This window comes from Pelagimonas varians (genome assembly GCF_003208435.1).
Lineage (GTDB): Bacteria > Pseudomonadota > Alphaproteobacteria > Rhodobacterales > Rhodobacteraceae > Pelagimonas > Pelagimonas varians.
The window spans coordinates 230,712-245,191 of record NZ_QKMF01000002.1 but is presented as its reverse complement, the minus strand read 5'-3'; the positions used below and the strand labels follow the sequence as shown (position 1 = coordinate 245,191).

The following is a 14,480-nucleotide window of genomic DNA, read 5'->3' as shown; positions in this document are numbered from 1 at the left end:
GATTGCCAAGGCAACGAAGTCGAGACAGGTGAACAAATGCTGATTGAAAACAAAACATTCGATGAATTGGCCATTGGCGATCAAGCCGAACTGCGCCGGCTTTGCACCCAAGACGACTTGATCGTGTTTGCAAATGTGTCGGGCAACCATAATCCGATGCACATGTATGAAGCAGATGGCGATGGTGACGGCCACCCTGAGGCGATTTTACCGGGGATGTTCGTGGGAGCATTGATTTCGGCAGTTTTGGGCAATGTCCTGCCCGGTGCAGGCACCTTGTACCGGTCGCAAAATTTCCAGTTTCACAATCGTGCCCATGCCGGTGATGAATTGTGCAGCCGCGTCGAAGTTACCGACAAGAACGAACAAGACGGCACTGTGACCCTCTCGACCGAAGTGCGCAGGATGCGTGACGATGCCGTCGTTCTGGACGGTTGGGCCGAGGTCATGGCCCCGCGCCGCAAGGTCGAATACAACAGCCACGACTTGCCCGGATTGGTCGTCCAACGCCATCGCCACTTTGAAAAGCTGCTTGTTAAGGCAGAGCCGTTGGCGGCCTTGGCCACTGCTGTGGTCTGCCCCGAAGACCCCAATTCCCTCGGAGGGGCGCTGCTGGCGCGTCAACACACCTTGATTGAACCGATATTGATCGGTGACGCCGATAAGATCGCTGCGACCGCCAGAGATTTGGGGCAGTCGCTGGACGGTGTTGAGGTGATCGACATCAAGGACCATCGCGGCTGTGCCCGCCGCGCAGTTGAACTGGTTCACGAAGGTCGCGCCAAGGCGTTGATGAAGGGGCATTTGCACACGGATATGTTGCTGCGCCCGCTTCTTGATAAGGTGACGGGTCTGCGCATGGGCCGCCGTTTTACCCATGTATTTGTGATGGATGTACCGGGCTTGGCACACCCGTTGTTGGTGACCGATGCGGCGATCAATATTGCGCCGGATCTGAAAACCAAGGTCGACATCACCCAAAACGCCATCGATCTGGCCCTAAGCATTGGCATCGTCGAACCCAAAGTTGGTGTCTTGTCCGCGGTGGAAACCGTCAACCCTGATCTTCCGTCGTCGATTGACGCAGCTTTATTGTCGAAAATGGCAGATCGTGGCCAGATTACCGGTGGTCTAGTGGACGGGCCTTTGGCGATGGACAACGCAGTGGATATCGCCGCCGCCCGAACCAAAGGCATTGTGTCACCCGTTGCAGGGCGTGCCGATATTTTGGTTGTTCCGAATCTGGATGCAGGCAACATGTTGGCGAAACAGTTGGCCTATCTCAGCCACGCCGAAAGCGCCGGTGTGCTACTGGGAGCGAGGGTGCCTGTGATTTTGAATTCACGTGCTGACGATGACATGGCGCGGTTGGCCTCTTGCGCCGTCGCCGCGCTACATCATGAACGCCTAAGCGGAGCCGCAAAATGAGCCATGTCCTGACCTTGAACGCCGGGTCTTCCACATTGAAATTCGGTCTGTTCACAGCCGCACAGGACCCCAACCCCCTATGCACCGGTTTGATTGATCACATCGGCGGTGCGGCGACATTGTCGCTCAAGGATTCGCAGGACAAAACCCTGTCGCGCGGGGATCTTGCGCAAGGATCAGCTGAAAACCATGACGGCGCTTTGCAGGTGGCTTTGGCCGAGATTGGAACCCAGTTTCCAGAGGCAATAATCACCGCTGTTGGGCACCGTGTTGTGCATGGTGGCGTCGATTTTTGCGATCCTATTAATGTGACGGGGAAGGTTCTCGAAGATCTCGATAAATTGGTGGCTTTGGCGCCGCTTCACCAGCCGCATAATTTGGCGGGTATACGGTCTTCGATTTCAGCCTTTCCACAGGCCAAGCAAATTGCTTGTTTTGACACAGCCTTTCACCGCCAGCACCCGTTTGTTAACGATACTTATGCGCTGCCGCGCGAATATTACGACAAAGGTGTGCGGCGCTACGGGTTTCATGGCCTCAGCTATGACTACATTTCCGGAAAACTCGCAGAAATTGCCCCCGTGTTGCATGCGGGCCGTGTGGTCGTTGCGCATCTGGGCAACGGCGCATCTATGTGCGCGCTCGTCAAAGGACAGTCGATCGCCTCCACCATGGGGTTTTCGTCGCTGGACGGGATCGCGATGGGCACACGGACCGGTCAGCTTGATCCGGGCGTGATGCTCTACCTAATGGATCACGAAGCGATGACCCACGATGAAATCTCCGATCTGTTATACAAACAATCCGGTCTGCTCGGGATGTCTGGTGTCAGCAATGACATGCGGGAACTTCTGGCTTCCGAAAATCCACAAGCCTACGAAGCGATTGACTACTTTTGCTGTCGCATCCAGCGCGAGCTGGGCAGTTTAGCAGCCGCTATTGGCGGGTTGGATGCTCTGGTTTTCACCGGCGGCATCGGTGAAAATGCGGCAAAGATTCGCGAACGCGTCTGTGCGGGTATGGAATGGATCGGCATTGAATTTGACAATGCGCGCAACACCGCTGGTGTTGAGGTGGTCAGTACCAGTGCAAGCCGCGTGCAAGTCATGGTCGTGCCAACCAACGAAGAGCTGGTGATCGCGCGGGCCGCTTCGGCCGCTGTGGCGGGTTAGCAAACCGACCTTGTCCAATAATAGGACGCAAAATCGGGCGCGCTGTGCAGGTGACTGCCAAGCGCGCCCTGAACCTGCCTTTAGTAAGGCATTGGATGCAGTTTATGGGCGGCGTCCAAAGCCGTCAAAAGCTCTGGCGTTAGGTCGACGTCCACAGCGCCCAATCCATGTTGCAACTGCACCAATGTCGTCGCCCCGATGATCGATGACGCCACAAAGGGCCGCCGCGCTGACCAAGCAAAGGCCATATGCACCGGATCAAGATTGAAATCACGCGCTACCTGCAAATAGGCCTCAACCGCATCAAAGATGCGGTCGGACTTGCGCCCGCCCATTTCGGCATTGATCGACATACGCGATCCTTCGGGAACCGCCCCGCCCTGATACTTCCCGCTTAGAAACCCGGCACCCAGCGGTGAGAACGGCAAAAGGCCGATGTCTTCGAACATCATCAGTTCTGCCAGATCGGTGTCAGCCATGCGGCACACCAGCGAATATTCGTTCTGGATCGACGCCACACGCGGCCCGCCGACGCGCTCTGCCGCCGCCAACCATTGCGCTGTTCCCCATGCGCTTTCGTTTGACAGGCCAAAGGCACGGATAGTACCGCGTTCAACTTCGCGCTGCAGAGCCCCAAGGCAATCTTCGATTTGGTCAATCACCTGCGCGCGGCTCATCCCGCCCTTCATCGGGTCATAGCTCCAGTTTTGACGGAACATGAAGCTGCCACGATTGGGCCAATGGAATTGGTATAGGTCGATATAATCCGATTTGAGCCGCTTCAGGGACCCCTCGATCGCGGCAGGAATGGTTTTGGACGTGATCTGGGCCCCGTCACGCGCATGTTGAAACCCTGCACCGGAATGCTTGGTTGCCATGATCCAATCGCTCCGCTTGCCGGTCTTGGCGAACCAATCGCCGATAATTTCCTCTGTCCGGCCAACGGTTTCGGCTCTGATCGGATTGACCGGATACATTTCGGCCGCATCCATAAAGTTCACGCCGGCCCCCTGCGCATAGTCGATCTGGGCATGCGCGCCGTCCAGACTGGTTTGGGTGCCAAAGGTCATTGTGCCGAGGCACAGTTCAGACACCATCATACCGGACCGGCCCAGTGGATTCATTTTCATTGCAAGATCTCCTTCGCGCATCTTGGCTGCAAGATAGCGACACCAGAGCGATTGCCAAGGCCACATGTGAAAATCAAAACTTGAGAACATAAAGCGAACATTGTAATGTGCAAATATGACAGCAGCCAGCCTTTTGTCCCGAAAATCACACCGCCCGCCCCCGGCGCTAGACCTGCAAGACGGCATGCAACTGCCTTTGTCGCGCGTGCATGAACTTTGCGGTCAGGCGCGGCGCACTTTGGCCGTGCGTATCGCGGCCCGTCTGCTTGCCTCCAAATCCGGCTCCGCATCCGGACCGATCTTCTGGATCACCCCGAAATGGGAACGCAACCAGCTCAATACCGACGGCTTGGTGTCCTTGTTGCCGCCGCAATCCCTGATCTTTTTGTCCCCCCTGCGCGGCGAGGATATATTGTGGAGCATGGAGGAGGTGTTGCGCAGCGGGGCCGCACCGATGGTGGTGGCTGATCTGCCTGAACCACCCGGGATGACACCGGTGCGCCGCCTGCATCTGGCCGCTGAAACCGGCACCGCCGAAGGAAAGTTTCGCCCGATCGGCCTGCTGCTGACCCCCGGCGCTGGCGGGGCCCCCGGCGTGGAAACCCGCTGGCGGATGGAACCGCAGCATCGCGCAGGCCAGACCCGTTGGCAGCTGGACCGAATACGCGCCCGCATGGCCCCGCCCAAGTCATGGGTGCTGACCCAATAACCACAGGCACACCTGCCGGTTCGGACCACCAAGACAGCCCCCAGATCAGGGCCGCAGGATCATGCAGGTCGTTGATCCCGTGGCATAGAGCTTGCCATCTTCCTTGCCGCGCAATTCACCATTGGCCACACCGGTTGACCGCCCCGAATGCTGCGCGATTCCGATGGCCTGCACCGTCATCCCAACCGGCACCGAACGGATAATATTTACCTTATATTCCAAAGTGGTGTAGCCAGCCCCCTTGGGCAAGGTCGTTTGAACTGCGCAGGCCATACAGCTGTCCAAAATCGCGCCGTACCAGCCGCCATGCACAGTGCGCAGCGGGTTTGCGACAGCGAATTCAGGCGTACCTTCAAACACCACCCGCCCTTCATCAGCCGCGACGAGCCCAAAACCCAAAGTGGCCCCAATCGGCGGCCCGGCGCGCCTGCCATCGACAATCGATCGGATGAACTCAAGGCCAGTCACCGACAACATTTCTTCTGTGGTCGGCAAATCATCAAAGGATTGGGCAATTTTGCGCGCTGGCATAGTGATCTCCTGATTACGTCGGATCATCAAACGCCGCCCCGCCAAAAACCAAAAGCGTAACGCCGCGTCCAATTAAACCAAGAAACGGCACAAAACGACGCAGGGGCGTCGCATAGTGCCTTGCCCCCGTCGCGCAGCTATGACCACAAGCAAGCATGCGTATGTTGGTCTCCTTTGCTGCCCTGTTTTTATCCGTGGTCCTCTTGCAACTGTCGTCTGGCGGTGTCGGGCCATTGGACGCGCTCTCGGGCTTGGCCCTCAACTTCAGCACAACCCAGATCGGCCTCTTGGGGTCGGCGCATTTTCTCGGATTTTTTGCTGGCTGCTGGTGGTCCCCACGTTTGATGGGCTCCATCGGACATACACGCGCTTTTGCCGTGCTGACAGCACTGGGAACTCTGGGGATCATGGGCCACGTCCTAACCGACAATCCCTATATCTGGGCGATCATGCGGATTGCCCAAGGTCTGTGCATTGCCGGTTGCTACACCGTGATCGAGGCATGGTTGCAGGCCAAAGTGACCAATGAAAACCGTGGCCGCGCTATGGGCACCTATCGTATCACCGACATGCTGGCCTCTTTGGTGGCGCAGTTGATGATCTCGGTTTTGGAACCGGCGCATTATGTGTCTTACACTTTGCTCGCCATGCTGTGCTGCGCTGCTATCTTGCCGCTCACTCTGTCACGGGCCAGCCAACCCGAAACCCCGGCCGCCCCCAGGTTGCGCCCAAGACTGGCCTATGTCAGCTCTCCCTTAGCGGTGGCTGGCGTGCTGGTTGCTGCGCTCTCAAGCGCGTCCTTCAGGATGGTCGGGCCGCTTTACGGCACAGGCGTTGGACTACAAACTTCTGATATTGCTTTATTTTTGGCGGCATTTGTCGCGGGCGGTGCGCTATCGCAATACCCGATTGGCTGGCTTGCCGACCGGTATGACCGCCGGAATGTATTAATCTGGCTTTCAATTGCCGCCATTGGCAGCTGTGCCTTTACCGCTACCGCAACAAATCTCAGCACCGCGGGTGTCATGCTCACAGCCGCGGTATTCGGGTTGACGACGTTTCCGATCTTTTCGGTCTCTGCCGCGCACGCCCATGACTTTGCCAGCAACGAAGACCGGGTCGAACTTTCTGCTGCATTGATGTTTTGGTACGCCTGCGGGGCCATCGCCGCGCCTTGGCTCGCGTCCACATTAATCGAAACCTATGGCCCGCCCGCTTTGTTCATCATGATCGCATTGGGCCATGGGGCACTGGTTGTCTTTGGTTTGATCAGGGGCCGCGCCCGCCCCGGCGTGACCGAACGGACACCCTATGTGTACGCCCCGCGCACCTCGTTTGTTGTTGGCCGGTTGATGTCTCGCTTTCGTGACAGACCGGACAAGGGTAACAAAACACAGTAGCCAGCCCCGCTTGCATAAGCTAAATCACGGCCAAACCGCACGGGACAAATAACAATGGCACGCCACCTCATCACCTCCGCGATTCCATATATCAACGGGATCAAGCATCTGGGCAATCTTGTAGGCTCTCAGCTGCCTGCTGATTTATACGCCCGTTATCTGCGCGCGCGCGGCCACGAAGTGATGTTCCTGTGCGCCACGGATGAACACGGCACGCCCGCCGAACTGGCCGCCGCCAAGGCCGGCAAACCGGTCGACGAATATTGCGCCGAAATGTGGGGGGTTCAGGCCAAGATTGCCGATGGGTTCCGCCTGTCTTTTGATCACTTTGGCCGCTCGTCCTCTGAGCAAAACAAGAAGCTGACCCAGCATTTTGCCGCCCAGCTGGACAGTCAGGGCTTGATCCGTGAAGTGTCTGAAACGCAGATGTTCAGCCATACAGATGGCCGCTATCTGCCTGACCGCTACATCGAAGGCACCTGCCCAAACTGCGGCTTTGAAGATGCGCGCGGCGACCAATGCGACAATTGCACCAAGCAGCTTGACCCTGTTGATCTGATAAACCCGCGCTCGACCATTTCCGGTTCGACCGATCTGGAAATGCGCGACACCAAGCATCTGTATCTGTGCCAGTCCAAAATGAAGGATCAGCTAGAGGCGTGGATCGACAGCAAAACCGACTGGCCCATATTGACCACCTCAATTGCCAAGAAATGGCTGAATGATGGGGATGGCCTGCAAGATCGCGGCATCACCCGTGACCTTGACTGGGGGGTACCGGTGATGAAGGGCGATCAGCCCTGGCCCGGCATGGAAGGCAAAGTGTTCTATGTCTGGTTCGACGCACCTATCGAATACATCGCCTGCGCCCAAGAATGGGTTGATGAAGGCAAAGGCACGGATTGGGAACGCTGGTGGCGCACCGACAAAGGCGCGGATGACGTGACTTACACCCAGTTCATGGGCAAAGATAACGTGCCGTTCCACACCCTCAGCTTCCCCACCACGATTTTGGGGTCGGGTGAGCCATGGAAGCTGGTCGACTACATCAAATCCTTTAACTACCTGAATTACGACGGTGGCCAGTTCAGCACATCGCGCGGGCGCGGCGTGTTTATGGATCAAGCGCTTGAAATCCTGCCCGCTGATTACTGGCGTTGGTGGTTGCTCAGCCATGCGCCCGAAAGCGCGGACAGCGAATTCACTTGGGAAAACTTTCAGGTTTCGGTCAACAAGGATCTTGCTGACGTACTGGGCAACTTTGCCAGCCGCGTCACCAAGTTCTGCCGGTCCAAGTTTTCCGAAGCCGTTCCGGCCGGCGGCACCTACGGCGCGCGCGAAGAACAGCTGTTCACCGATCTGGCAACGAAAATTGCTGAGTACGAAGCGCACATGGAGGCAATCGAGGTTCGCAAAGCCGCAACAGCTCTGCGTGCGGTATGGTCCTTGGGCAACGAATACCTGCAAGAGGTCGCGCCTTGGACAACCTTCAAAACCGATCCTGAACAAGCTGCTGCGCAGATCCGGTTGGCGCTGAACATGATCCGTCTCTACGCGATCATCTCGTCGCCCTTTATCCCTGACGCCAGCGCCGAGCTGATCGAGGCAATGAAAACGGATGGCTCCGAATGGCCAACTGACATCAAAGCTGCGCTTACCGCCATGCCCGAAGGCCACGTGTTCGCAGTGCCCGAAGTGACCTTTCGCAAGATCACCGACGCCGAGCGTGAGGACTGGCAGCAGCGGTTCGCAGGAACACGAGACTAAGCTTCCGGTTCCCCAAAAGCACCAACACAAGGCGCAGGCGGTTTTTCCGTCTGCGCCATTTTTTATGGCTGGAAATGCGGGCTTGGATCTTTGCTTTTTCCGGGTGCGGGCGGTGATTTGGAAATCTGATCGGAAAAACGGGTATCTGCATCATGTTTTCATCCGTGACAGGGGCATTTCAATTTCGCCCAAAGTCACACGTGAAATTTCTTGAAAACACTCCCTAAAACAGCAACCTTACTTTCATGAATGAAAGCCTTCCTTCTTTCACCGATCTCGCGCTATTCCTAGAGGTCGCCGATTGCGGCTCTTTGACCGCAGCCTCCAAACGTACCAATGTGCCGTTGCCCACTTTGTCCCGGCGCATGACCAGTTTGGAACGTGAAACCGGACGCGCCTTGTTTCGGCGCGGGAAATCCGGGTATCGCGTCACCGCTGATGGAGAGGCCTTGGCCGAACAACTTGCCGGATTGCGCGTGATGCGGCGCAGTGTGGACCGCTGGATGCAACAAGGGGCCGGACCGGCACCTGTTCGCATCACGGCAGGAATTTGGACCTCGCGGCATTTGGCACGAACGCTGACATACGCCGCCAACGTCAGTTGGGTTCCGATATTTTTGCCATCAGATGCCCTGCTTGATCTGCCCCGCCGCGCCGCCGACATCGGGTTGCGCAATGCACCGCCCGAACACCCGTGGCTGGCCCGTCAAAAACTGCGCCGGATTGACTATGCGATATATGCTGTTGGACCTCAGATTTCAGGTTTCGTCGGTCTGCCCAATGCGGCCGGACTGACCGCATCACAAAGATGGCTGCACAACCATCACGGGGATGACGTGCGGGTGACCGCCGCCAATCCGCGACTGTGTCTCGACCTTGCCTTGAATGGTTTTGGTAAGATCGTTCTCCCGTGCTTCGCAGGTGACGCAGAGCCCGAACTGACACGCCAGTCAGATCTTATCGCTGGATTGTCCCATGATGAATGGCTGGTCAGCCACCATCAAGCCCGCAACGATCCGGCCATCCGCGACGCGATCACAGCGCTTCAAGCCGCCCTTTCACCGACTTGATCAGGGCCAAATTGCCGTCTGAGGTGGATATCTTGCATCCCGAATTGACACAGGCCTCTGGCCTTGCTACCTCCGCCGCCTTATCAATCCGAGGAAAACCATGGGACGCAAGCGCAAGGGCCGCGATATTTCAGGCTGGCTGATCGTAGACAAACCGGCTGGCATGACCTCGACTTCGGTTGTGAACAAGGTCCGCTGGGCAATGGATGCCAAAAAAGCCGGCCATGCAGGCACGCTCGATCCAGAGGCGACAGGTGTTTTAGCTGTCGCTTTGGGCGAAGCCACCAAGACCGTTCCCTATATTACAGAGGCTCTCAAAGCCTACCGGTTTACGGTGGTGCTGGGACAGGCCACAAACACTGACGACGCCGAGGGCGAAGTCATAGAGACCTCGGATTTGCGCCCGTCTGACGAAGAGATCAAAGAGGCTTTGCATCAATTTGTCGGTGACATCCAACAGGTGCCCCCACAGTTTTCCGCCGTCAAAATAGATGGAGAACGCGCCTACAAACGCGCCCGCGACGGCGAAGAAATGGAGATCGCTGCCCGGGCTTTGTTTGTCGAAGAACTGGTGATGATCTCGCGTCCCGACACCGACCATGTTGAACTGGAAATGATCTGCGGCAAAGGCGGATATGTCCGGTCCATCGCCCGTGATCTGGGAGAAACCTTGGGATGTAAGGGCCACGTGCTGCGCCTCCACCGTATCTGGTCAGGTCCTTTTGAAACCTCAGACGGGATCACCGTTGAACAAATCGATGAAATGGCCAAGACCAGCGCACTTGACGCCTATCTTAAACCGCTCGAAGTCGGTCTGAGCGATCTACCTGAATTACGCACCACCCCTGAAGGGGCGGTTAAACTGCGCAACGGCAACCCCGGCATGGTTTTTGCGGCTGATGCGGAATACGGCGACGAGGCTTGGGCCTCGCTAGACGGCGAACCCATTGCGGTCGGGATCTACAAAGCAGGTGAACTCCACCCCAAACGCGTCTTTGTCCGTGCAGAAGATCCCGGCGTGGAATAAACGCCGATGGGATGGTGGGCGGGGCGCCTTTGCGTAGCAAACAGCGCCGTTCACCTCACATCATTGCAAGCCATTTTCGCAAAGCTGCCAAGGCTTCCGGCTCGTCCAAAAACGGTATATGGCCGCGATCTGCGACTTGGACCGCCACTGCATCCGGCCTGCGCTGTACCATCTGGTCAAAACAACTCTCGGCCAACAGATCAGAATGCGCGCCCCGGATCATACACAGCGGCAACTCTGCCAGCGCGTCGAAAAACGGCCACAGGTCCGGTACCACCTGTGCACCATCGGCCAATACGGCATCGCGCAGTTTTGGGTCATATGTAATATCCAAGCCATCAGCCACTTCGCGGTAATGCGTCGCCACTTCCTGCCGCCACCGTGTCTCGGGCACATTCGCAAACCCTGCCATCACCTTGGGCCGCGCGGCCACTGCCGCCTCCACAGTCTTCCAGCTTGGGCGGCGGCCAAGATAGTCCTTTATCACCTCAAGGCCGCGGTCAGCAATTTCCGGACCAATATCATTCAACGCTACCCCCAACAGCCGCTCTTTGACGGTTGCTGCCAGACCCATCGCGATCAACCCACCTCGCGAGCTCCCTAAAACAGCCGCCTTTTCAATGCCGAGATGATCCAGCAACTCAAGGGCATCGCGCCCCTCGGTCGGGATTGTATAGCTTTCATGCGGGGCCCAGTCCGATTGGCCGCGACCGCGATAATCCAACCGGATCAAGCGCACGCCAGACAGGTGCGGTGCGACATAGTCAAAATCACGGCCACTGCGGCTCAGTCCAGACAGACACAGCAGTGGCAAGCCTTCGCCCTCATCCGTGAAATACAAAGAGACCCCGTCCGAGGTGGTAAAACGCGGCATCACACAAGCTCCGGAATGGTCGACAGATCGCTCAACACATGCGCCGGTTTGCCCGGCAGGCGGTCCATCGGTAATCCCATACGATTGACCCAAACCGTTTGAAATCCATAAGCCGCAGCATGGGCGGCATCCCATCCGTTGGAAGATACAAACAGCACCTCTTCCGGCGCGCAGCCAAATTCTTCTCCAACCAGATCATAGACCTTGGCTGCCGGCTTGAAGATACCAACCTTATCTACCGACAACAGCGCATCAAGATAGAGACCCACACCGGCGCTGTCGACAGCCCCATCCAGCATATCCTTATTGCCATTCGACAAAATCGCACAGTTTTTGCCAGCGGCTTTGAGATGCGCCAACATAAACGGCACCTCTTTATAGGCAGGTAATTCCCAATACAGCGCCAGCAAACGCTCTCGCAACTCCAGATCATCAAGCCCTGCCCGCTCCATCGCCCAGTCCAAACCATCTTTGGTCACTTCCCAGAAGGGAACATAGGCACCGGACACGGCACGCAGCCAACTGTATTCCAACTGCTTGGACCGCCAATCAGCCGCGACCTGCGGCCATACCTCTGCCAGCTTTTCGCGCCCCGGTTCATCAGCCACAACGCGCGCCGCAGCGGCCACATCAAACAAAGTGCCATAGGCATCGAAAACGCAGGTGGTGATGGTCATGGAGTGTCCTCATATGTGCACCGCCAGCACCCTGACAGAAAATGGCAGGATCTGAAAATCGCGGGGCTTTTCCCGAAGGCCACAACACCAAGCCATGCTATCTATGTCAAACACTGATTCATTGAACAGGAGATTTCCAATGACCAATCCTACGCCAACACACGGCACAATTATGTGGACTGAATTGATGACCCGCGATTTGCCGAAAGCGCTTGAATACTATAGCGCGGTCTGCGGTTGGGAATATGACCTGATGCCAGACCCTGACACTGGGGGCCAATACCATATCGCCAAAAAAGACGGCCAATCCGTCGCCGGACTCATGGATATGAGCGCCATTGAGAACCTGTCCGAAGTCCCCCCACACTGGTTTACCTATATCGCCGTTGATGATGTTGATGCGGCTGTCGAAGCCACCAAAGCAGCTGGCGGTGAAATCCGCCGCCCGCCCTTTGATATTCCGGGTATTGGCCGCATCGCCATGATCGCGGATCCCACGGGTGCCGCCCTTGGCCTGATGACACCTGCCAGCTAAGTCTGATTATTTGCAATCTTGCCCCGGGTCTTTTATGGTGCGCCCGCACACGAGAACCCGGGGCAATCAACCGGCCTCGTCCATTCATTCTTCCTGACCTACGAGGCTTTTATGACGCAGGCTAAATCCGGCGATACCGTTAGCATTCACTACACCGGCACATTGAACGACGGTTCTACTTTTGACAGTTCCGCTGGCCGCGACCCGCTGGAATTCACCCTGGGGTCCGGTCAGGTCATCCCCGGTTTCGACAAAGGCGTCGAAGGCATGACCGTTGGCGAAAAGAAGACCGTGAATATCGTTGCGGATGATGCCTATGGTCAGCCAGACGACCGTGCCCGTCAGCCCGTGCCACGCGAACAGATCCCTGCGGAAATCCCTTTGGAAGTTGGCATTCAATTGCAGATGCAATCCCCCACCGGTCAAGTGATGCCTGTCACTGTGGTCGAAATCTCCGAAACCGAAGTCATTCTTGACGCCAACCACCCGCTCGCAGGCAAAGACCTGACGTTCGAGCTGGAACTGGTCTCAATCGCTTAAGCGACCTCGCGAACAGATATGCGGCAAGGCGGGGGTTTCCCCGCCTTTTCCATTTGCGCCTCTGGTGCATTCATGGCCTTTCGCGTTAAACCTTTCGACAACGAGGGAGGACACATCATGCACATTGCCAATCTGGACGGGCTGCGACTGCACTACAAAATCGAAGGCCCCGAAGACGGCACTCCGGTGGTGTTTGCCAATTCTCTGGGCACAGATCTGCGGATGTGGGATCCGATTATGCCGCTCTTGCCAGCTGGTTTGCGCACCTTGCGGTACGACAAACGCGGCCATGGCTTGTCTGATGTTCCCGGTGGCCGGTGGTCTATGGGCAACCTGGTACGCGATGTTGAACAGCTGATGGATTTGGCCGGTTTCAAAGATGCTATTTTTGTCGGGCTGTCCATTGGCGGTCTGATTGCGCAGGGGTTAGCGGCCAAGCGGCTTGATCTGGTTCGGGCCTTGGTGTTGTCCAACACAGGCGCAAAAATCGGCACCCGCGATATGTGGGCCGACCGGATCAAAACCGTCGAAGATGGCGGGCTGGAAGCCGCTGTTGACGCGACAATGGAGCGGTGGTTCTCTGCCAAATTCCGCGCAACAGAAGAATTCCACGGCTGGCAGAACTTCCATCTGCGCACCCCTGCACGCGGCTGGACAGGATGCGCTGATGCCATCGCAGGCACCGATTTCATTTCCTCGACTTCTGGTTTGCGCCTGCCAACACTGGGAATTGCGGGATCAGAAGATGGCGCAACGCCGCCCGATTTGGTCCGCGAAACATTGGATTTGATCCCCGGATCACAGTTCCACCTGATCCGCGGTGCGGGCCACCTGCCTTGCATCGAAGCCCCGGAAGAATACGCCGCTACGTTGACCAAGTTCTTTGCCGCTCAAGGCGTGACCTAAGTGGCGCAATTCCTGCTGATCCATGGATCTTGCCACGGCGCGTGGTGCTGGCGCGACGTGAATCCAGCGCTAGAGGCATTGGGGCACAGCGCGAAGGCAATCGACCTGCCTTCGCATGGCGATGACCCGACACTAGCCAAAGACGTGACGCTGGACCTCTATGCGCAGGCAATTTTGGACGCGATGGACGGGCCGACAATTGTTGTGGGCCACTCCATGGCGGGATTTCCAATCTCGCGCGCAGCCGAGCTTGACCCAAGCCAATTCAAACGTCTGGTCTATCTGTGCGCCTATCTGCCTTGGCCCGGCCTTGGACTGGCCGACCAGCGCCGCAAGGCTCCTCGTCAACCTTTGGCCGAGGCGTTTCGCGTCGCAGAAGATCGCATCACAATGGCGTTCGATCCCGCAATGGCCGAGGAAAAATTCTACCACGACTGCCCCGATGCGCTGGATTTTGCGCTGCAGAACCTCTGCCCGCAACCGATCTTGCCACAAGAAACCCCAGCTGAACTGGGGGCTAATTATGCTGCTGTGCCGCGCAGCTATATCACCTGCGACGACGATCAGGCTATCCCGCCAGAATTCCAGCGCGAGATGGCTCAGGCCTTGCCAGAGGCCGATCGCCACAGCCTGCCCAGTTCCCATTCCCCGTTTTTTTCGATGCCAGAACGGCTTGCCGCTCTGCTTGATGCCATCACCCTTTCCTGACCGGAG

Annotated in this window: 15 protein-coding genes; 11 read left to right on the top strand and 4 right to left on the bottom strand. The window is 57.3% G+C overall.

Going from position 1 to position 14,480, the window contains the following annotated elements; genetic code table 11:
- The first annotated feature begins 36 nt into the window (after window positions 1-36).
- Both C8N36_RS03655 and C8N36_RS03650 read left to right on the top strand, forming a co-directional pair.
- Window positions 37-1,428, top strand: a complete 1,392-nt coding sequence (locus tag C8N36_RS03655) for a bifunctional enoyl-CoA hydratase/phosphate acetyltransferase (RefSeq protein WP_097803261.1) — start codon at window positions 37-39, stop codon at window positions 1,426-1,428.
- Window positions 1,425-2,600 (top strand): acetate/propionate family kinase, encoded by a 1,176-nt coding sequence (locus tag C8N36_RS03650; protein WP_097803260.1) that lies wholly within the window; start codon window positions 1,425-1,427, stop codon window positions 2,598-2,600. Before C8N36_RS03655 ends, C8N36_RS03650 begins: the two co-directional genes overlap by 4 nt.
- A gap of 80 nt (window positions 2,601-2,680) precedes the next feature.
- Here the strand turns inward: C8N36_RS03650 and C8N36_RS03645 are convergent, their stop codons facing one another.
- Window positions 2,681-3,730, bottom strand: a complete 1,050-nt coding sequence (locus C8N36_RS03645; protein WP_097803407.1) for an aldo/keto reductase — start codon at window positions 3,728-3,730, stop codon at window positions 2,681-2,683.
- 115 nt (window positions 3,731-3,845) lie between these two features.
- Between C8N36_RS03645 and C8N36_RS03640 the strand changes: the two genes are divergently transcribed.
- Window positions 3,846-4,439 carry an ImuA family protein gene (locus C8N36_RS03640; protein WP_097803259.1) on the top strand — a complete coding sequence of 198 codons (594 nt, stop codon included), beginning with the start codon at window positions 3,846-3,848 and terminating at the stop codon, window positions 4,437-4,439.
- 45 nt (window positions 4,440-4,484) lie between these two features.
- Here C8N36_RS03640 and C8N36_RS03635 read toward each other — a convergent pair whose 3' ends face one another.
- Entirely contained in the window at window positions 4,485-4,970 is a 486-nt protein-coding gene (locus C8N36_RS03635) for a PaaI family thioesterase (protein WP_097803406.1), read from the bottom strand.
- Between the two features lie 155 nt (window positions 4,971-5,125).
- Here C8N36_RS03635 and C8N36_RS03630 point away from each other — a divergent pair, with 155 nt between their 5' ends.
- The 4 genes from C8N36_RS03630 (at window position 5,126) to truB (ending at window position 10,234) form a co-directional block, all read left to right on the top strand.
- The gene (locus C8N36_RS03630; protein WP_097803258.1) at window positions 5,126-6,370 is read left to right on the top strand and encodes an MFS transporter; all 1,245 of its coding nucleotides are present in this window, start codon (window positions 5,126-5,128) and stop codon (window positions 6,368-6,370) included.
- A 54-nt stretch (window positions 6,371-6,424) separates the two neighbouring features.
- On the top strand, window positions 6,425-8,137 hold the full coding sequence (gene metG / locus C8N36_RS03625) for a methionine--tRNA ligase (protein WP_097803257.1): 1,713 nt from the start codon (window positions 6,425-6,427) through the stop codon (window positions 8,135-8,137).
- A gap of 245 nt (window positions 8,138-8,382) precedes the next feature.
- Complete coding sequence (locus C8N36_RS03620) at window positions 8,383-9,207, top strand: LysR family transcriptional regulator (protein ID WP_097803256.1); 825 nt, start codon at window positions 8,383-8,385, stop codon at window positions 9,205-9,207.
- Between the two features lie 100 nt (window positions 9,208-9,307).
- Entirely contained in the window at window positions 9,308-10,234 is a 927-nt protein-coding gene (truB, locus tag C8N36_RS03615; protein ID WP_097803255.1) for a tRNA pseudouridine(55) synthase TruB, read from the top strand.
- A gap of 55 nt (window positions 10,235-10,289) precedes the next feature.
- On the opposite strand, the gene C8N36_RS03610 is transcribed toward truB, so the two are convergent.
- Window positions 10,290-11,108 carry an alpha/beta fold hydrolase gene (locus C8N36_RS03610; protein WP_097803254.1) on the bottom strand — a complete coding sequence of 273 codons (819 nt, stop codon included), beginning with the start codon at window positions 11,106-11,108 and terminating at the stop codon, window positions 10,290-10,292.
- Window positions 11,108-11,785 (bottom strand): haloacid dehalogenase type II, encoded by a 678-nt coding sequence (locus C8N36_RS03605; RefSeq protein WP_097803253.1) that lies wholly within the window; start codon window positions 11,783-11,785, stop codon window positions 11,108-11,110. Before C8N36_RS03605 ends, C8N36_RS03610 begins: the two co-directional genes overlap by 1 nt.
- Window positions 11,786-11,924: 139 nt before the next feature.
- On the opposite strand from C8N36_RS03605, the gene C8N36_RS03600 reads away from it, so the two are divergent.
- The 4 genes from C8N36_RS03600 to C8N36_RS03585 all read left to right on the top strand — a co-directional run bounded on the left by C8N36_RS03600 (window position 11,925) and on the right by C8N36_RS03585 (window position 14,474).
- A complete protein-coding gene (locus tag C8N36_RS03600) occupies window positions 11,925-12,320 on the top strand; it encodes a VOC family protein (RefSeq protein ID WP_211318218.1) in 396 nt (131 codons plus the stop codon).
- A gap of 111 nt (window positions 12,321-12,431) precedes the next feature.
- Window positions 12,432-12,860, top strand: a complete 429-nt coding sequence (locus C8N36_RS03595; RefSeq protein ID WP_097803252.1) for an FKBP-type peptidyl-prolyl cis-trans isomerase — start codon at window positions 12,432-12,434, stop codon at window positions 12,858-12,860.
- A 117-nt stretch (window positions 12,861-12,977) separates the two neighbouring features.
- Window positions 12,978-13,766, top strand: coding sequence for a 3-oxoadipate enol-lactonase (gene pcaD / locus C8N36_RS03590; RefSeq protein WP_097803404.1), 789 nt, complete (start codon window positions 12,978-12,980; stop codon window positions 13,764-13,766).
- The gene (locus C8N36_RS03585) at window positions 13,767-14,474 is read left to right on the top strand and encodes an alpha/beta fold hydrolase (protein WP_097803251.1); all 708 of its coding nucleotides are present in this window, start codon (window positions 13,767-13,769) and stop codon (window positions 14,472-14,474) included.
- Window positions 14,475-14,480: the final 6 nt, after the last annotated feature.